16 protein-coding genes and 1 pseudogene are annotated in these 16,981 nt (G+C 66.5%); 8 read left to right on the top strand and 9 right to left on the bottom strand.

What is annotated here, in order from left to right; translation table 11 throughout:
- Positions 1-62 precede the first annotated feature (62 nt).
- Positions 63-1,538 carry a glucoamylase family protein gene (locus LL253_RS02165; RefSeq protein WP_037543043.1) on the top strand — a complete coding sequence of 492 codons (1,476 nt, stop codon included), beginning with the start codon at positions 63-65 and terminating at the stop codon, positions 1,536-1,538.
- Positions 1,535-4,585: a galactose-binding domain-containing protein gene (locus LL253_RS02160; protein ID WP_228226012.1), complete on the top strand. Its 3,051-nt coding sequence runs from the start codon at positions 1,535-1,537 to the stop codon at positions 4,583-4,585. Before LL253_RS02165 ends, LL253_RS02160 begins: the two co-directional genes overlap by 4 nt.
- 3 nt (positions 4,586-4,588) lie before the next feature.
- Here the strand turns inward: LL253_RS02160 and LL253_RS02155 are convergent, their stop codons facing one another.
- Entirely contained in the window at positions 4,589-5,944 is a 1,356-nt protein-coding gene (locus LL253_RS02155) for a carboxylesterase/lipase family protein (RefSeq protein WP_228226011.1), read from the bottom strand.
- A gap of 127 nt (positions 5,945-6,071) precedes the next feature.
- Between LL253_RS02155 and LL253_RS02150 the strand changes: the two genes are divergently transcribed.
- Together LL253_RS02150 and LL253_RS02145 are read left to right on the top strand one after the other, a co-directional pair.
- The gene (locus tag LL253_RS02150) at positions 6,072-7,067 is read left to right on the top strand and encodes an aspartate carbamoyltransferase catalytic subunit (protein WP_228226010.1); all 996 of its coding nucleotides are present in this window, start codon (positions 6,072-6,074) and stop codon (positions 7,065-7,067) included.
- 95 nt (positions 7,068-7,162) lie between these two features.
- Positions 7,163-8,386 carry a dihydroorotase gene (locus LL253_RS02145; protein ID WP_228226101.1) on the top strand — a complete coding sequence of 408 codons (1,224 nt, stop codon included), beginning with the start codon at positions 7,163-7,165 and terminating at the stop codon, positions 8,384-8,386.
- A gap of 39 nt (positions 8,387-8,425) precedes the next feature.
- Here LL253_RS02145 and LL253_RS02140 read toward each other — a convergent pair whose 3' ends face one another.
- Complete coding sequence (locus tag LL253_RS02140; protein WP_228226009.1) at positions 8,426-9,700, bottom strand: dipeptidase; 1,275 nt, start codon at positions 9,698-9,700, stop codon at positions 8,426-8,428.
- A 136-nt stretch (positions 9,701-9,836) separates the two neighbouring features.
- Between LL253_RS02140 and aat the strand changes: the two genes are divergently transcribed.
- Entirely contained in the window at positions 9,837-10,586 is a 750-nt protein-coding gene (aat, locus tag LL253_RS02135) for a leucyl/phenylalanyl-tRNA--protein transferase (RefSeq protein ID WP_228226008.1), read from the top strand.
- A gap of 35 nt (positions 10,587-10,621) precedes the next feature.
- On the opposite strand, the pseudogene LL253_RS02130 reads toward aat, so the two are convergent.
- From LL253_RS02130 to mobA, 4 genes and pseudogenes are all read right to left on the bottom strand, one after another.
- Positions 10,622-10,858 (bottom strand): annotated as a pseudogene (locus tag LL253_RS02130) (DUF2155 domain-containing protein); the annotation flags it as partial.
- A 182-nt stretch (positions 10,859-11,040) separates the two neighbouring features.
- Positions 11,041-11,439: an NADH:ubiquinone oxidoreductase subunit NDUFA12 gene (locus tag LL253_RS02125; RefSeq protein ID WP_228226007.1), complete on the bottom strand. Its 399-nt coding sequence runs from the start codon at positions 11,437-11,439 to the stop codon at positions 11,041-11,043.
- 50 nt (positions 11,440-11,489) lie between these two features.
- Positions 11,490-12,026: a DUF192 domain-containing protein gene (locus tag LL253_RS02120; protein ID WP_228226006.1), complete on the bottom strand. Its 537-nt coding sequence runs from the start codon at positions 12,024-12,026 to the stop codon at positions 11,490-11,492.
- Between the two features lie 40 nt (positions 12,027-12,066).
- Complete coding sequence (gene mobA / locus LL253_RS02115) at positions 12,067-12,597, bottom strand: molybdenum cofactor guanylyltransferase (RefSeq protein ID WP_228226005.1); 531 nt, start codon at positions 12,595-12,597, stop codon at positions 12,067-12,069.
- Positions 12,598-12,696: 99 nt separating this feature from the next.
- Here mobA and fdhD point away from each other — a divergent pair, with 99 nt between their 5' ends.
- Complete coding sequence (fdhD, locus tag LL253_RS02110; RefSeq protein WP_228226004.1) at positions 12,697-13,497, top strand: formate dehydrogenase accessory sulfurtransferase FdhD; 801 nt, start codon at positions 12,697-12,699, stop codon at positions 13,495-13,497.
- On the opposite strand, the gene LL253_RS02105 is transcribed toward fdhD, so the two are convergent.
- Complete coding sequence (locus tag LL253_RS02105; RefSeq protein ID WP_323133391.1) at positions 13,494-13,910, bottom strand: GtrA family protein; 417 nt, start codon at positions 13,908-13,910, stop codon at positions 13,494-13,496. The genes fdhD and LL253_RS02105 overlap by 4 nt on opposite strands.
- A gap of 45 nt (positions 13,911-13,955) precedes the next feature.
- Between LL253_RS02105 and LL253_RS02100 the strand changes: the two genes are divergently transcribed.
- Positions 13,956-15,854: a Na+/H+ antiporter NhaC family protein gene (locus LL253_RS02100; RefSeq protein WP_228226002.1), complete on the top strand. Its 1,899-nt coding sequence runs from the start codon at positions 13,956-13,958 to the stop codon at positions 15,852-15,854.
- Here LL253_RS02100 and LL253_RS02095 read toward each other — a convergent pair.
- Together LL253_RS02095 and LL253_RS02090 are read right to left on the bottom strand one after the other, a co-directional pair.
- Entirely contained in the window at positions 15,816-16,274 is a 459-nt protein-coding gene (locus LL253_RS02095) for a nucleoside deaminase (RefSeq protein WP_228226001.1), read from the bottom strand. The two genes, LL253_RS02100 and LL253_RS02095, sit on opposite strands and share 39 nt — an antisense overlap.
- Positions 16,275-16,311: 37 nt before the next feature.
- Positions 16,312-16,533: a hypothetical protein gene (locus LL253_RS02090; protein ID WP_009822596.1), complete on the bottom strand. Its 222-nt coding sequence runs from the start codon at positions 16,531-16,533 to the stop codon at positions 16,312-16,314.
- A 144-nt stretch (positions 16,534-16,677) separates the two neighbouring features.
- On the opposite strand from LL253_RS02090, the gene rpmB reads away from it, so the two are divergent.
- The gene (rpmB, locus tag LL253_RS02085; RefSeq protein ID WP_009822595.1) at positions 16,678-16,971 is read left to right on the top strand and encodes a 50S ribosomal protein L28; all 294 of its coding nucleotides are present in this window, start codon (positions 16,678-16,680) and stop codon (positions 16,969-16,971) included.
- Positions 16,972-16,981 lie beyond the last annotated feature (10 nt).

Here is a 16,981-nt window from a genome sequence, read left to right as displayed (position 1 = left end):
TCGGGGCGGACGCGCGTTCCAGGACAGCGTCCGTCCCTGTATTTACGATTTGGAGGTGATGATTGCTCGATAGACGGACATTCATGGGCTCGGCCGGGGTAGGGCTGGCCGGGCTCGTGTCGGGATGCGCGACGCGCGCGCCTCAAGCGCCGATATCGACCGCGCCGGTCGCGGTCGATGGCTGGACCCGGCTCGACCAGCGCCCGGCGCTGGACGTTGAAGTCAGTCCGTTGATCGATGACATCCAGAAGCTCGCCTTTCGCTATTTCTGGGAAGTGACGGACGAAAAGACCGGCATGTCCCCCGACCGTTGGCCCACGCCCTCGTTCGTGTCCATTGCCGCCATGGGTTTTGCGCTGACCGCCTATCCGATCGGCGTCACCCATGGCTGGATCACTCGCGCCGAAGCGCGCGAGCGCACGCTCACTACGCTGCAGTTCCTCGCCGCCGCGCCGATGGGGAACCAGCGATCGGGCGTCAGCGGCTACCGCGGCTTCTTCTATCACTTTCTGGGCTCGACCAAGGGCTATCGCTTCTCGCTGGCAGAACTCTCGACCATCGACACCGCGCTGTTGATGGCGGGGGTCCTGTTCGCGCAAAGCTGGTTCGACGACCCGATCGATGCCGACGAAGCGCGCATCCGCGATCTGGCCGAACAGCTCTATCGTGCGGTCGAATGGACTTGGATCACGCCGCGCGCGCCCTTCGTGTCGATGGGCTGGCATCCCGAAAGCGGCTTCATCCGTTCCGACTGGGAAATCTACAATGAAGGGATGATCCTCTATATTTTGGGCATGGGGTCGCCGACGCATCCGCTGCGCGACGACACATGGAATGTATGGAGCACCCAGTTCGACAGCAGTTGGTCGTCGCGCTGGGGCGAGCCGCATTTGCATTTCGCGCCGATGTTCGGCCATCAATATAGCCATGTCTGGGTCGATTTCCGCGGCATCCGGGACCGGTTCATGACGCAGAAGGGCATCGACTATTTCGAAAACAGCCGCCGCGCGACCTATTGCCAGCGCAACTATGCGATCGAAAATCCGGGCAACTGGGCGGGCTATGGGCCGGACTGCTGGGGCCTGACCGCCTGCGACGGACCGGGCGATTTCAAGATGATGCTGGGCGGCAAGGAACGCGAATTCTACAGCTATTCCGCGCGCGGACCGGGCGAGCGCGATGACGGCACGCTGGCCCCCACCGCGCTGCTGGGGTCGCTGCCCTTCGCGCCGGAAATCGTCGAGCCGACCGTGCAGGCCATGTATTTCCGCTATGGCGACCAGCTTTACGACAAATATGGCTTCCTCGACAGTTTCAACCCCACCATCGTCCGCCGTCCTGCGCAGCCTTTCCGCCATGGCGAATTCCGCCTGGGGGTCGGCTGGGTCGACAAGGATTATCTGGGCATTGATCAGGGGCCGATCGTCGCGATGATCGAAAATCACCGCACCGGCCTTGTCTGGAACACGATGCGAAAGAACCCGCATATCCGGCGCGGTTTGCAACGGGCGGGCTTTACCGGTGGCTGGCTGGGATGACGCTGGCGACGCTCGCCTTCCTGCTCGCCGCTGCGCAGCCTGTCGCGGCCGACGGTTTCGAACAGCCCGACCGGTGGACCGCCTCCGCCTCTGATGGCGTTGCCTCAAAGGTGTCGGACGTGCCGGGCGACGCAGGCCGGGCGCTGCGGCTGGATTATGATTTCGGGTCTGTGTCGGGTTATGCCTTTGCCGCGCGCACCTTGCCGATCGACTGGCCGGACAATTACGTCCTGCGGGTCAAGCTACGGGGCGAGGGGGGCGTCAACGACCTCCAGCTCAAATTCACCGATGCGTCGGGCGATAATGTCTGGTGGGTGCAAAAGCTCCATTTTCGCCCATCGGCACAATGGCAGGAAGTGCGCATCCGCCCGCGCGATCTGGAATTCGCCTGGGGGCCGACCACGGATAAGAGCCTGCGCCACACCGGGCGCATGGAAATCGTGCTGGTGCGCGGCCGCGACGGTGGCAAGGGGCATGTCGAGATCGACGATCTGACGCTGGAACCGCTCCCGCCAGCGCCGCCGCCTTTGCCCCCCAAGGCCAGCGCCCCGGCCGTGCTGGATGGCGACAAATCGACCGTCTGGCATGGCCGACCTGGGCAGGTGCTTGACCTGGACCTCGGCGCGCCACAACGGCTCTCCGCCCTGCTGCTCGACTGGCAGGGCAAGGCGGCCTACCGCGTCGAAGGATCGCTGGACAAGCGCGCCTGGCAGACGTTGCGCACCGTGGATGCCGGCGATGGCGGCCAAGATCCGATTGCGCTCCACGGCGCGGAATCGCGCTATCTGCGCATCCGCCTGATCGGCGAAGGCGCTCTGGCCGAAGTCGCGGTCAAGGATATCGACTGGGCGCCCACGTCCAATGATTTCATCAGCCGCCTCGCCAGCCAAGCGCCGCGCGGCCGCTATCCGCGCGGCTTTACAGAACAACCCTATTGGACGCTCGTTGGCACGGACGGCGGCGCAATTGCGGGCCTGATCGGCGAAGATGGCGCGATCGAGCCGGCCAAGGGCAGCTATTCGGTTGAACCCTTCCTCACCGTCAATGGCGCCTCGGTCGACTGGGCCGACGTCACCACCAGCCAGAGCCTCATCGACGGCAATCTCCCCATCGCCACCACAAGCTGGCAGGGACAGGGCTGGACGCTGGACGGCACCGCCTTCGCGCAGGCGGAGGGCGACGAACCCCGCCTGCTCGGCCGTTGGCGCATCCGCAACGACAGTGATCAGCCGCGCACCTTCACCCTTACGCTGGCCGTGCGGCCCTTTCAGGTAAACCCGCCCGCCCAATTCCTGGCCCAGCGCGGCGGCGTCAGCCCGATTTCCGCGATCCGCTGGGACGGATCGCGCCTGCATATTCGACAGCCCGGCCCGGTCGCCGGCGACCCGCCGGTCGATCGCCTGCTCACCCCCATGGTGACACCCCAGTCAGTGGGCATGGGTGGCTTCGACCAGGGCGCGCTCGCCACGCCCGAAACATTGCCATCGGCCACTCACGTGCAGGACGAGGCGCATATGGCGCAGGCGCGCCTCAGCTGGACGATGCGCCTGCCGCCGGGCGAAACGCTGGACGTGCCGGTCGCCTTTGCCGGCTCAGCGCCCTCCGATTTCGACGCAGCGCTGGGGCGCACGGCGGACCAGTGGCGGCAGCGGCTGGGCAGCGTCCTGATCCAGGTGCCGCCCGCCAAGCGGGAAGTGGTCGACACGCTGCGCACCGCGCTGGCCGACATTCTCATCAGCCGCGACGGCCCCGCGCTCAAGCCCGGCACCCGCTCCTATAATCGCAGCTGGATCCGGGACGGCGCGATGATGTCGGACGCGCTGTTGCGCCTTGGCGTCAATGATCCAGCGATCGCCTTTGCCGACTGGTATGGCGGCCATCTCTTCGCCAATGGCAAAGTGCCATGCTGCGTCGATTTCCGGGGCGCGGACCCGGTGCCGGAAAATGACTCGCATGGCGAATATATCCATCTGCTGGCGCAACTGCACCGCTACACCGGCGACACCGCCCTGCTGGCGCGCCATTGGGACCGGCTGGACGCCGCGCGCCGCTATATGGACGAGTTGCGGCTGTCGGAACGCACCGCCGCCAACCAGGCGCCCGACCGCCAGATGCTCTACGGGCTGCTGCCCCCCTCGATCAGTCACGAAGCCTATTCGGCGAAGGCCCAATATAGCCTCTGGGACGATTTTTGGGGTCTGGCCGGCTATGACGGCGCACTCTACGCCGCGCAGGTGCTGGGCAAGCCGCAAGCATCCGCCATCGCCGCGCAGCGCGACCAGTTTGCTGGCGACATACTGAATGCCATCGATGCTGCGGCCAAACATTGGTCGATCGATTTCATCCCCGGCGCGACCAGCCTGGGCGATTTCGACGCCACGTCCACCACCATGGCGCTGGAGATTACGGCGCTGCAACCCCGGCTCGACCAGCGACTGCTCCAAAACACGTTCGACCGTCAGTGGCGGCGCGTGACCAGCCGCGCCACATCGACCGACTGGGACGATTACACCCCCTATGAACTGCGCAATGTGTCCGCCATGCTGCGCCTGGGTCAACCGCAACGCGCCAATGACCTGTTGGCCATCTACATGCGCGATCGCCGCCCGGCGGGCTGGAACGCCTGGGCCGAAGTCGTGGGCCGCGAGCCGCGCGCTATCCGCTTTCTGGGCGATCTGCCCCATGCCTGGGTCGCGTCCGACTATATCCGCGCCGCGCTCGACCTCTTCGCCTATGAGGACAAGGCGGCCGAAACCCTCGTGCTGGGTGCTGGCATGACCGGCGACTGGTTGTCGGGGCAGGGGGTTCGCATCGAAGGGCTGCGCACGCCCCATGGCGCCCTCAATCTGGCGATGGCCGGCAGCGCCGATCGGATGACGGTGACGATCGGCGGCGACGCGCGCCCGACCGGCGGCTTCGTGCTGCGCTGGCCCTTCGCCGGCACCCCGCCCGCGACGCGGATCAATGGCCGCGCGGCGCAGTGGCGGGACGGTGCGCTACACCTGCCCGCCACCGGTCAGCCGCAGCGCATCGACATAGGTCGCTGAAAATTACTCGACCACAGCCTCGCCGCTGGTGGCAAAGTCCATCTGCTTGCCCCCATCTGCGCGGTAGCGCGGCCATTGCGGCAGGTCTGCGCCATTGGGATCGCCCGTCTTCACAAAATTGGCCAGATAGCCGCTCATGATGTCGCCCATGCGATTGTCGCGCGGCGTGGTCGCCGCGCCATATTTGATGGCCTGCGTGTCGAAGAAGAAGGGGATGTCGGTCGCATGATAGGCGTTGGTGCCGCCTACCGAACTCGCCACATAGGAAAAGCGGTAGGCATAGGTCGGCATGCCGCGCCCGGCGAACCGCGCGGCCAGATCGCGCGCGCCTGCGACCATCGGTCCATCCGGCCCGCCAATGTCCGCGCTGGTCGCGCCGATCATCACCGGGATCACTGGTGCGCGACCGCTTTCATGCGCGGCGATCACGTCCACGCCGCTGCGTCCATCCGTAACGGGACTGAAGAAATTCTCCATCTTCGCCAGGTTGAGGTCGCCCACCACGGCGCGGGCGGGCAGGGCGCGCAGCTTTGCCGCGGCGTCCGGCGCATCGGGCGCAATCCCCTGGCTTTGCCCGAACGCCGCCGCCAGCCGCTCCGCATCGGCGGGCGTCGATAGCGCGCCCGGATTGCCATCGCCGCCGGACATGATGACGGCCCGGTCGAACAGCCCTTTGGCCAGCGGCGTCGTCATCAGCGCATGGACGGACCGGCCGCCCGCGCTTTCGCCCACGATCGTCACCTGATCCGGGTCGCCGCCAAAGCCTGCAATGTTCCGCTGGACCCACTTAAGCGCCGCGATCTGATCCAGCAGTCCGTAATTGACGCCCTGGTCCTTGCCTAGCGCGGGGTGGCGGAATGTGCCAAAGCGCCCCAGCCTGTAGTTGAAGCTCACCACCATCACGCCCTGTCTGGCGATGGGCGCGCCGCTATAGGTGGGCGGTGACGATCCGCCATTCACAAAACCGCCGCCATAGATCCACACCATCACGGGCAGCTTTCCCGCCGCGCCCGCCGGCTTCCAGATATTGAGGTACAGGCAATCTTCCGACGGCGTGGTGCCCAGCGGCGCGGCATCGCTCGGGAAGGGTTCCTGCATGCAATCATTGCGATAGGCCGTCGTTTCGCGCACTCCGCTCCAACGCGCGGCGGGTTTGGGCGGCTGCCAGCGCAGCGCATCGACCGGGGGCGCAGCAAAGGGAATGCCCTTCCAGCTTTCGACGCCATCTACGATGCTGCCCTCCACCTTGCCATATTCGGTCGTCGCCACCGACGCGGCCGGCGCGGCGGCGTCCGCATTGGCTGGCATCACCATCGCCACGCCCAGCATGGCGGCGAAAAATCCCTTGGGTTGCGTCATATCTCGTCCTGTCCTGCTCCCTTGGGACCCACTATGCCTGCCCCGGACAGCGTTGCCAATGGCGCAGACGTCGTATGTCGGGCCACCTCTCTTGCCCTGTTCCCGGCGCTCGCCTAAAGGGGCGCTCATGCCTCCCATGCCCGCCGCGTCCGTCTCGTCCGACCTTACCGGTCGCGCGCTGTTCCCGCATCGGCATCTCTTGTCGATCGCCGATCTCAAACCCTGGGAAATCCGCTTCCTGCTGGACGAAGCGGACCATTGGGCGCAGGCGAACAAGGGCCAGGCGCGCAAGCATGATGATCGCCTGGCCGGCATGACCCAGATCAACGCCTTTTTCGAAAACAGCACCCGCACCCTGCTGTCCTTCGAAATCGCGGGCAAGCGGTTGGGCGCGGATGTCGTGAACATGGCGGCCGCGACCTCCAGCGTGAAGAAGGGCGAGACGCTGATCGACACGGCGATGACGCTCAACGCCATGGCCGCCGATGTCATCGTCATCCGCCATGCCAGTTCGGGCGCGGTGGCGCTGATCGCGGACAAGGTCGACTGCCCGGTGCTCAATGCCGGCGACGGCTGGCATCAGCATCCGACGCAGGCGCTGCTCGACGCGCTCACCATCCGGCGGCGCAAGGGCGGGTTTGAGGGCCTTGTGGTCGCGATTTGCGGCGATGTGCTGCACAGCCGCGTCGCCCGCTCCAACATGCTTTGCCTCGCCGCGCTGGGGGCGCAGGTCCGCGCCGTGGCACCGCCCACATTGCTGCCGCCAGAGGTGGAGATGCTGGGCGCCACGCCTTACACGCGCATGGACGAAGGGCTGGATGGGGCCGATGTGGTGATGATGCTGCGGCTTCAGAATGAACGGATGGACGGCGCGTTCATTCCTTCGGCGCGCGAATATCATGCGCTCTATGGTCTGACCCCCGAACGGCTGGCGATCGCGAAGCCCGATGCGCTGGTCATGCATCCTGGTCCCATGAACCGGGGCGTGGAAATCACCAGCAGCGTCGCCGATCACCCCGAACGGTCTGCCATTACCGAACAGGTCGCCATGGGTGTCGCTGTCCGTATGGCTTGCCTTGACGTGCTGACGCGCAGCGCGCGTAAGGCGGAGGGATGGACTTGAACATCCCGACCGACAAAGAGGGGATGGACTTGAACATCCCGACCGACAAAGAGGGGATGGACTTGACCATCCCGAGCAACAAGGAAGGGATGGGCATGACCCTGCGCGCCATCGTCAATGGCAAGCTCGCCGATCCTGCCGCCGACGCGCTGCGTGACGGTGTCATCCTGATCGAGGGCGACCGGATCGTCGCGGCGGGACAGGTCGACGTGCCGGCCGATGCGGATCGGATCGACGCGCGCGGCCTGGTCGTCGCGCCGGGCTTGGTTGACCTGGGCGTTTTTGCCACCGACAAGCCGGCCTTCCATTTCGGCGGTATCACGCGCGCCGCGCTGATGCCCGACCAGCGCGCCCCGCTCGACGATGTCGGCCTGATCCGCCAGGCGACGCGCGCGGGCAAGCCCGATTTCTGGGTCCATCCCATCGCCGCCGCGACCCGCGGCCTGATGGGCAGCGAAATGGCGGAAATGGGCCTGATGCAGGCGGCAGGGGCAAAGGCGGTCGGCACCGGTCGCCAGTGGATCGCCGATTCCGGCGTGATGCTGCGCGTGCTGGCCTATGCCAATGGGCTTGGCCTGACGCTCATCACCCATGCTGAAGATGGCGGCCTGACCGCCCGCGCCGTCGCCACCAGCGGCGAAACCGCGACCCGCCTGGGTTTGCCGCATGCGCCGGCCTGCGCCGAAGCCATGGCGATCGCCCGCGACCTGATGCTCGTGCGCGAAACCGGCGCGGCCATTCATTTCCGGCTTGTCACCACCCGCGCTGGCTTTGACCTCATCCGCGCGGCCAAGGCGGAAGGGCTGCGCGTCACCTGCGGCATCACACCCGCCTATCTGTTCCTCAACGATCAGGCTGCGACCGATTTCCGCACCTTCGCGCGCTTGTCGCCGCCGCTGCGCCATGAGGCCGATCGCCTCGCCAGCATCGCCGCCGTCGCCGACGGCACGGTCGATGTCATCACATCGGGCCATGATCCGCGCGGGCCGGAGGACAAGCGCCTGCCCTTCGCCGACGCCGCGCCGGGCATGGCGGGCGCGGAAACGCTGTTGGCGCTCTCGCTCAATCTGGTGCGCGAAGGCCATGTCTCGATCAACCGGCTGATGACCCTGCTCTGCGCCAACCCCGCAAAAATCCTGGGCGTCGACGCGGGCAGCTTTGCGCCCGGCAGCGCCGCCGACCTCATCCTGATCGACCCTGACGCGCCCTGGATCGTCGATTCATCGCGCATGGCGGCGTCGGCGGGCAACACGCCGTTCGACAAGGTGCCGGTGCAGGGCCGCGCCCGCCGCGTGATGAAGGGTGGGGCGTTCCTCTGATTAGCCGCTGAGCCTTGCGGGCTTGTCGAAGGCCAATGGTCAGGCTGGATCAGCAGGCGGGATCGCGCTGCCTTCGGGTTCGTCCTTCATCGCAGCGGCCGTCTTTTCCGCCGCCGCCATGACGCGCAGGATATTCTCGCCCGCCAGCTTGGCGATGTCCGCGTCGCTCCAGCCGCGCCGCATCAGTTCGGCCAGCAGCGCGGGATAGGTCTGCACCCCGCCCAATCCTTCGGGCAGGTCGCCGACACCGTCAAAATCGCTGCCGATGCCGACATGGTCGATCCCCGCCACCTTGACGATATGCTCGACATGGTCGGCGACCTGGCTGATGGTCGCTTGGGGCTTGGGATGCGCCGCCTCCCATGCCGCCAGTGCCCTAGCCGCGCCTTCGGGATCGCCGATATACAGCCCGCCAAAGGGCGGCGCATTGTTGCGCGCGATCTCCGCGCTGTGATCCGCCCCCCAGACGCGGCGCGCCTCCGACACATATTGCGCGGCGAAATTGACCATGACGATGCCGCCATTGGCCGCCACCTGCTTCAGCACCGCGTCCGACACATTGCGCGGCGTGTCGCACAGCGCCCGCGCATTGCTGTGGGAAAAGATCACCGGCGCCTTCGTCACGCGCAGCGCGTCCAGCATCGTCGCCTCGCTGACGTGGCTCAGGTCCACCAGCATGCCCAGCCGGTTGAGTTCATGCACCACCGCCTCGCCAAAGGAGGTCAGGCCGTCATGCTGCGGATTGTCGGTCGCGCTGTCGGCCCAGCCGATCGTGCGGCTGTGGGTCAGCGTCAGATAGCCCGCGCCCAGCTGGTGATAGGCGCGCAGCACCGCCAGGCTGCCATCGATCTGGCCGCCGCCCTCCACGCCCATCAGCGATCCGATCCGCCCGGCCTTGTGCGCTGCGCGCATCTCGGCGGCCGTGCGCACCAGCCGGAAATCCTGCGGATAGCGGGCCGCCAGGCTGTGCACCATGCCGATGGCGTCCAGCGTATCCTTGACCTGCTGCACCTGCGGCAGGTCGGCCGACACCCAGACGGACCAGAATTGCCCGCCCAGGCCGCCAGCCCGAAGCCGTTCGACATCGGTGTGATAGGTGGCTGGGTCCAGCCGCCTCAAATCCATGGTCCAGCGCGCATCCTTCGCCTTTTCCGCCAACGCCTCGGGCCAGTCATTATGGCCGTCGATCAGCGGCGTCGCCTTCAGCACCTTTGCGATGCGCGCGGCATAGGGACCCGTGGCGGGATCATCGGCGGCATGGAGGGCAGGGGAGGCGAACAGTAACGGCACCAGCGCCAGGGACAGCATCTTCATGGGAAAGGCAGGCTAAGGGGGGCAGGACGCAAGTCAATCGCTTCCGACGCCCGGTTCCCGGTGATCGCAAAGCCATAACTTGCGCTCATGAACGCACTGGCCCTGTCGGCGTTTCCTCTGCTATCCTAAGGCCCACATGCTGATCGATCCGTTGATCCTGTTGCAGGCCTATTCCATCGGCGTCTTCCCCATGTCGGATGATCGTGATGCGCGCGATGTCTACTGGGTCGAACCCAAATATCGCGCGATCTTGCCGCTCGAGCAGTTCCACCTGTCGCACTCGCTGACCCGGGTGCTGCGCCGCGATCGCTTCCGCGTCACCGCCAACCGCGCCTTCGGGGACATATTGGCGCTGTGCGCGCAGGCCGCGCCCGACCGCCCGTCGACCTGGATCAATCATGCGATCGAGCGCGCCTATGTCGACCTGCATGCCCGGCGGTTCGCCCATTCGATCGAGGTGTGGGACGGAGAGGAACTGGTCGGCGGCCTGTATGGCGTGGCGCTGGGCACCGCCTTCTTCGGCGAATCCATGGTGTCGCGCCGCACCGACGCGTCAAAGGTCGCGCTGGCCTGGCTGGTGGCGCGGATGCGTTTTGCCGGCTTCACCCTGCTCGACTGCCAGTTCATGACCGATCATCTGCGCACGATGGGGGCCATCGAAATCCGCCAGCGCGACTATCTTCAATTGCTGGGCGCGGCCGTGGGTTCGCTGTCGCTGGGGGCGGGGTCGGACGTGCTCGCCGCCGGGTCGGGCGCGGCGGCGGAGCTGGCGTTCGCGCCGCTGGCCGGACGCGCCGACACCGGCTCGCCCTTGGCGCCCAGCTTGACCGTGTCGGGACCGCTTTCGGGCCATTCCATCGCGCAGCTTCTGACCCAGACGTCATAGATCGGGTGCTGCACCACATTGCGGTCGGGCCGGTCGCGAAACAGCCAACCGGAAAAGGCGCGGCGCCACTTATTGTCGGCGCTGCTGCGCACGTCCAGCTGAACGAACGCGCCGGTGTCCTGGATATTTTCCCATGGCGCGGTGGTTTCGCACGCCTGCAACCGCACGATCGCATCGCCCACCCGGACCGCTTCGCCCGGCTTCAACGTCAGGTCACGGGTCAGGCCGTTGCGCTTGTTCAGCAGGCCCAGCACGGCGGATCGCTCGGCCATCGGCGTGCCGGGCATGACGCCATTGTCGGCGGGGCGGATCGGCGTGCCCTCCACCTTGACCGGGCCAGACCGATTCGCGGGAGGCAGGGCGTCATCGTCGCCGCACGCGGCCAGCGTCAGGACGCAGGGCAACATGACCAGGTACGAAAGGATCGGCGGGAACGATCCCGCCGGGCGTCCGCTCATGCCGCGTCGGGGCTCCACGCCTCATAATCGCCGGTCGCCTTCTGGCGCAGGCCGCCCTTTTCCAGCGCGCCCGACGGGCGGTAGGCCTGGGGCGTGCCGGTTGCGTTGGGCGTATATTCCTTTTCCCAGATGCGCGGCGGCGGCAGGAAGCTTTCGGGCGCGCCCTCGATGGAATGATGCAGCCAGCCATGCCATTCGGCGGGCACGCGGCTGGCGTCATTCGCGCCGCTGTAGATCACCCAGCGGCGGGTCAGCCCATTGGGGTCCTTGCCGCCTTCGAAATAGACATTGCCCTGATGATCCTCGCCGACCTTGCTGCCCTTGCGCTTGGTAAAGAGCCAGGTGCCAAAGGTGGCGCCATTCCACCAGGTGAAGATGTTTGCCAGGATACCCATGGCCCAAGCGCTTAGCCGCTGCGAGGGACGCGGGCAAGCCGGATATGGCGTCAGCGCGCCGGGACCGGGCAGAAATTGAGATCGGTCGCCAGCCCTTCCGTCGGCACCGCGCAGCCGCCCCAACTCACCCTGTCGCCTTCACCGATGCCCAGCTCCGCCGCGCGCCCGCCGCGCAGTTCCAGCACCGCCGCCACCGGCACTCCGGCTGACACCGGCGTGCGCGAATAAGGTTCGGCCTGTGCCTGGATAAACGCGATCGTCCCGTCGCTATGGATGAACAGCATGTCGAGCGGCACCAGCGTATCCTTCATCCAGAAGCTCGCGGTGCGCGGCGGGTCCATCGGGAACAGCATGCCCCCGTCCGCCGCGATCACCTTGCGGAACATCAGCCCCTTGTCCTGCTCCTGCGGAGTACGGGCGACCTCGACATCAAACCGGTGCGCGCCGCTGGCAGTTTTGATCATGACGGGCAACAGGGCAGGGGCCTTGGCGGCAGAGGCGTTGTTTGCGTCCTGTTCCCTGTCCGCCGTGCCGCCTTGGCACGCGGTGAGCAGGGCAAGGGCGAACAGGCTGGCGATGCGGATCATGCCAACTGCCTAGAGCGAAACCCGCGCCAAGGGGAAGGGGCTATTGCGCCTTTTGCAGCGCCGCCAGATCCTGCGGCCGGTTGATATTAGGCAGTGCGATGCCCTCCAGCGGCACCGCACGCCCGCCCGCTGCCTCGAGGCAACCACGAATCGACCGGTTGTTCTCGCCGGCCAGATGGGCGTCCAGCATCGGCGCGAGCGGAGCGGGCCACCATCCCAACAGTGGCTGCCCCTCCACCACCGCCGCCCGCTCGCCGATCAGCAAGGCGGGCAGTTGCGCAGGATAGACCGGCATGTCGCATCCCGTGGTGAGAACCCCGGCAAAGCCATGGTCGACCGCATGATACAACGCCGCGTTGAGGCCGCCCAGCGGTCCCATATCAGGCTGCGGCCGGTCCGCCAGCCCGCCCGCGCGTCCACACACCACCACCTGCCCCACATGGGGGCTGATCGCGGCGATGGCGTGATCCAGCAAGGTGCGCCCGTTCAGCAGCGCCAGCGCCTTGTCGCTGCCGAACCGGCTGGACCGCCCACCCGCCAGCACCGCCCCTAGCACTATCTGCGTCGACATGGCGTCTCCTCAAGGCCGGCTTTCGTCATAGGCAGGACAGGCGCGCGCCGCTAGCCGCGACATTGCCAGCCTGCCGGGCGGGGCCTAGGGTCGCCCATCATGACAGTGCCGCCCGATCCCGTTCCAGACCTCCAGCCTTTCCTGCGCCTGACCCCCGATGGTGCGACCGCGCCGGTCGACCGGCCGCTGGCGCGGGAAATGCCCGTCGCGATCGAATATAATGGCGCGGGCTATGCCGTGCTGATGGCGACGCCGGACAATATCGTCGATCTGGTCCAGGGGTTCAGCCTCGCCGAACGGCTGGTATCGCGCGACGATGCGCTGCTTGATATCGACGTGCATGCCACCGGCGCGGGTGTCATCGCGCGGGCGACCTTGCCGCCGCACCGCACCGATGATCTGCTCCAGCGCGTGCGCCATCGCACTTCCGATTCGGCTTGCGGCCTGTGCGGCGTCGAGACGCTGGAACAGGCCTTGCGGCCGCTGCCGACCGTGACCGCCATGTCCCGCGCGGATCGCGCCGCCATCTTCCGCGCGCTTTCTGCCCTGCGCGATCATCAGCCGTTGAACGCCGCGACCGGCGCGGCGCATTGCGCAGCCTTGGTCGATCCGCAGGGGAGCATCCGTTTGGCGCGGGAGGATGTCGGCCGCCACAATGCCTTTGACAAGCTGATCGGCGCGATGGCCCGTGCCGGCCTTGGCTGGGATGGCGGCTTTGCGCTGCTCTCCTCGCGCTGTTCCTATGAACTGGTGGAAAAGGCGGTGCTGGCCGACTGCCCACTGCTCGTCACCATTTCCGCGCCGACCAGCCTTGCGGTAGACCGCGCGGCGGCCGCCGGCCTGCCGCTGGTCGTGCTTGCGCGGCCCGACGCGCTGCTGGCCTATGGCAACGCGCTTTAGCGGAACACCCATTGCCGGTTGAGCACGAACATGATGCCCGGCGTCACGAACAGCATCGCGGGGATGGGCGACCATTCGGGCCAGCCCATATGCGTGACGCACAGCCACACCCACAGCGCGTTCAAGCCATAGCTGACCAGCGACGCCACCACGAACCGCACGCCGCGTGCGCCATGCCCATCGCTGCGCGCTTGGTCCCGAAAGGTGAACAGGCTGTGCGCCACATAGCCCACGCACACCGCCCCGCCATAGCCGATCAGGTTGGCGATCTGAACATGCAGCCCGCCCAGCGTCGCCAGACACCAGTAGATCGCCGCCTGGCACGCCGTCACGAACAGGCCGGTCACGCCATAGCGGACGATCTGCCAGAACAGCGCGCGCCGCTGCGGGCTCAACCGTTCGGCGAAAATCATCATGGCCCCCGTTGCGCTTTGAAGCGGGTCGTCTAATCGACCGACATGAACTTGCAAAGCCGGCACGACATGCGCGCGAAATCGATGGTCCTGGCGGGTCATCTGGCCCGCTGGTCCAGCCGTCACTGGAAATGGCTGACCTTCCTCATCTGGGTTGTCGCCGCCGTTGCCATGGTGGCGACGCGCTGGCCGGCCATCTACTGGCTCGTGCTCGGCGATACCGACGATAATATTCGCTATGTCCAGGTGAAGGACTGGCTGGCGGGGCAGGCCTGGTTCGACCTGCGCCAATATCGGCTCGATCCGCCGGGTGGCGCGAATATCCATTGGTCGCGCATCGTCGATCTGCCCATTGCCGGGCTGATGCTGTTCTTCCGCGCCTTTGTCGATCAGGGCATGGCCGATCGCCTGGCCTGCGGCATCGCGCCCCTGTTGCCGCTGCTGCTGCTGATGCTCTCCCTCGGCTTCATCGGCCGGCGGCTGGCCGGACCGCATGGCTGGCTGCTTGCGGTCGTCGCGCCCTTCGCCGCGCAGATGGGACTGGGCATGTATGCGCCGATGCGCATCGACCATCATGGCTGGCAACTGGCGCTGGCGCTCACCATGCTGGCCGGGGTGATTGACACCAACCGGCTGCGCGGCGGCATCATGGCCGGCGTCAGCAGCGCGCTGTCCATCGCCATCGGCATGGAAATGATCGTCTATCTGGCGGCGGGCGGCGCGCTTATCGCGCTGCGCTGGGTATTCCGCCCCGGCGCGGAAAGCCGGATGCTCGCCTATGCGCTCAGCCTGTCGGGCGCGACCTCGCTCCTGTACCTGCTCTTTGCCAGCTATGCCAATCGCGCCATGGTCTGCGATGCGCTTTCGCCCATCTGGGTGGCGGTGTTCGGCGCGGCCGGGGCGGGGATGGTGCTGCTGGCGCTCGCGCCGCTGCGCGGCTGGCCCATGCGTCTTGCCGCAGGCGCGCTGGTCGGCGGGGCGCTTGGCCTCTTCGTCTGGCTCAATTGGCCGCAATGCCTTAGCCCCTATCAGATTTCGCCTGAGCTCCAGCGCCTGTGGCTCGCCAACATCCGTGAGGCGAAACCCATCACCGCGCAGGCGCAAAGCCTGGTCGTGCCGTTGCTCGCTATCCCCGCCGCTGGCCTCATCGGCCTGCTCTGGGCGCTGTGGGATGCGCGGCGCGACGGTGAACGCCTTTGGGCCTGGGCGACCGTGGGGGCGATGATGGTCTTTTCGACCGCCTTGCTATTCTGGCAGCTGCGCGCTGGCCCGGCGGCGCAATTGCTCGCCATCCCGCCTGCCGCATGGGCCGCGCACCGGCTGGTTGCGGCGGTGCTGGCCGGATCGCGCCGCGCCCGCATCGCTGGCGTGGCCGGGGTCGTGGTGCTCGGCGCGATCGCCTTTGCCTATCCGCTCTATCCACAAGCGGTGAAGCTCTATCAGGACATGACCGGGCAAAAGCCCAAGGCCTGGCGCCCGGCCGCGCTCGCCCGCACCGATGCGATCAAGAAAGCAAATGGCCGGTGCCGCACCCTGCCGGCGCTGGCCGTGCTGGACCAGTTGCCGCCTGCGACGATTTTCACCATGGTCGACCTTGGCCCGCGCATCCTGGCGACGACGCATCACAGCGCCCTGGCCGGCCCCTATCACCGCAATGGCGTGACCATCCTGGATACCCATCACGCCTTCGATGGCAAGGCGGCCGGCTTCCGCGCCATCGCCGCCAGGCATCATGCGACCTATCTGCTGATCTGTCCGAATTTCCCCGAAGGCACCATCTATCAGTCGCGCAGCCCTGGCGGCTTTTACGCAGACCTGATGCGCGGGCAGCGGCCTGACTGGCTTGTCCCGGTGCGGCTCAACACCGACATGACCTTACCCTATCAGCTGTATCGCATCCTTTATTCACCGGCGGGCAGCGAAGAAATCCCGCAGCAGCGCTGACGCTTCCGCCTCGGCCAGTCCCGCATAGACCTCCGGCCGATGCAGGCATTGGGGCTGCATGAAAAGGCGCGGCCCCTGCTCGATCGCGCCACCCTTGGGGTCTGCCGCCCCATAATAGAGCCGCGCGATCCGCGCGTGGGAAATCGCGCCCGCACACATGGCGCAGGGCTCCAGCGTCACCCACAGGTCGCATCCCATCAGCCGAAAGTCATGAAGGCGCGCCGCAGCGGCGCGCATCGCAACCATTTCCGCATGGGCGGTAGGGTCGCAATCGCGGCGATTGCGATTCTCGCCCTCGCCAATGATGACGCCGTTGCGTGTCACCACCGCGCCGATCGGCACCTCGTCCGCCGCCTGCGCCGCGCGCGCCAGTTCAAGGGCGCGGCGCATAGGCGCTGGCAGGGGAAAGGGCGTGGCCATGCCAAGCCCTTACTGCACCTTGGTCAGGATCGGAATATCAGGGTTTGCGCACATCCACGGTCGGCACTTCGACCGTCTCGTTGCGGGTCCCGACTTCGACCTTGGCCACATTGGCTTCATATTTGGGCAGGGATCCGCCGCGCACCGATACTTCAGGCAGGCTACCCGACTGCGTGCGTTGCAGGTCGATGAAGCCGGTGGCGATTCCGCCCGCCAGAACCAGCAGGATAATGACCAACAATCCACCAATGAGTCGCATTTCGCCCTCCTTTGATATAACCCATGTCAAACGCCGCGCTGTGGGAAAGGGTTGCGTGCCGTCCCATCCGGGTTGACGGCCGCAGGGAATCCCGTTATCGGCGCGGCTTTCCGAACGAACCCGAATTCAAAGGTTGAACAGACTATGTCGCGCATTTGCGAGCTGACCGGCAAGGGCCGCCAGGTGGGTCACAATGTTTCCCACGCCAATAACAAGACCAAGCGTGTGTTCCTGCCCAACCTGCAGAACGTCTCGCTGATCTCCGAAGCGCTGGAAACGACCGTGAAGCTGCGCGTGTCGACCCATGGCCTGCGTTCGGTCGAACATAATGGCGGCCTGGACAACTGGCTGGTCAAGACCAGCGATGACAAGCTGTCGCTCAAGGCCCGTCGCCTCAAGCGCGACATCGTCAAGAAGAAGGCCGCAGCGGCGGCCTGATCTTTCCGAT

The sequence above is a fragment of the Sphingobium soli genome (genome assembly GCF_020782245.1).
GTDB lineage: Bacteria > Pseudomonadota > Alphaproteobacteria > Sphingomonadales > Sphingomonadaceae > Sphingobium > Sphingobium soli.
The sequence above is the reverse complement of the archived record's forward strand: the minus strand, read 5'-3'. Positions and strand labels throughout refer to the sequence as shown.

What these genes read in the sequence shown, in the direction of transcription:
- LL253_RS02095 (WP_228226001.1), bottom strand. Translation starts at nt 16,274, where the DNA reads ATGGCCACGCCCTTTCCCCTGCCAGCGCCTATGCGCCGCGCCCTTGAA.
- LL253_RS02125 (WP_228226007.1), bottom strand. Translation starts at nt 11,439, where the DNA reads ATGGGTATCCTGGCAAACATCTTCACCTGGTGGAATGGCGCCACCTTT.
- LL253_RS02160 (WP_228226012.1), top strand. Translation starts at nt 1,535, where the DNA reads ATGACGCTGGCGACGCTCGCCTTCCTGCTCGCCGCTGCGCAGCCTGTC.
- fdhD (WP_228226004.1), top strand. Translation starts at nt 12,697, where the DNA reads ATGACAGTGCCGCCCGATCCCGTTCCAGACCTCCAGCCTTTCCTGCGC.
- LL253_RS02150 (WP_228226010.1), top strand. Translation starts at nt 6,072, where the DNA reads ATGCCTCCCATGCCCGCCGCGTCCGTCTCGTCCGACCTTACCGGTCGC.
- LL253_RS02140 (WP_228226009.1), bottom strand. Translation starts at nt 9,700, where the DNA reads ATGAAGATGCTGTCCCTGGCGCTGGTGCCGTTACTGTTCGCCTCCCCT.
- LL253_RS02145 (WP_228226101.1), top strand. Translation starts at nt 7,163, where the DNA reads ATGACCCTGCGCGCCATCGTCAATGGCAAGCTCGCCGATCCTGCCGCC.
- rpmB (WP_009822595.1), top strand. Translation starts at nt 16,678, where the DNA reads ATGTCGCGCATTTGCGAGCTGACCGGCAAGGGCCGCCAGGTGGGTCAC.
- LL253_RS02100 (WP_228226002.1), top strand. Translation starts at nt 13,956, where the DNA reads ATGAACTTGCAAAGCCGGCACGACATGCGCGCGAAATCGATGGTCCTG.
- aat (WP_228226008.1), top strand. Translation starts at nt 9,837, where the DNA reads ATGCTGATCGATCCGTTGATCCTGTTGCAGGCCTATTCCATCGGCGTC.
- mobA (WP_228226005.1), bottom strand. Translation starts at nt 12,597, where the DNA reads ATGTCGACGCAGATAGTGCTAGGGGCGGTGCTGGCGGGTGGGCGGTCC.
- LL253_RS02155 (WP_228226011.1), bottom strand. Translation starts at nt 5,944, where the DNA reads ATGACGCAACCCAAGGGATTTTTCGCCGCCATGCTGGGCGTGGCGATG.
- LL253_RS02105 (WP_323133391.1), bottom strand. Translation starts at nt 13,910, where the DNA reads ATGATTTTCGCCGAACGGTTGAGCCCGCAGCGGCGCGCGCTGTTCTGG.
- LL253_RS02120 (WP_228226006.1), bottom strand. Translation starts at nt 12,026, where the DNA reads ATGATCCGCATCGCCAGCCTGTTCGCCCTTGCCCTGCTCACCGCGTGC.
- LL253_RS02090 (WP_009822596.1), bottom strand. Translation starts at nt 16,533, where the DNA reads ATGCGACTCATTGGTGGATTGTTGGTCATTATCCTGCTGGTTCTGGCG.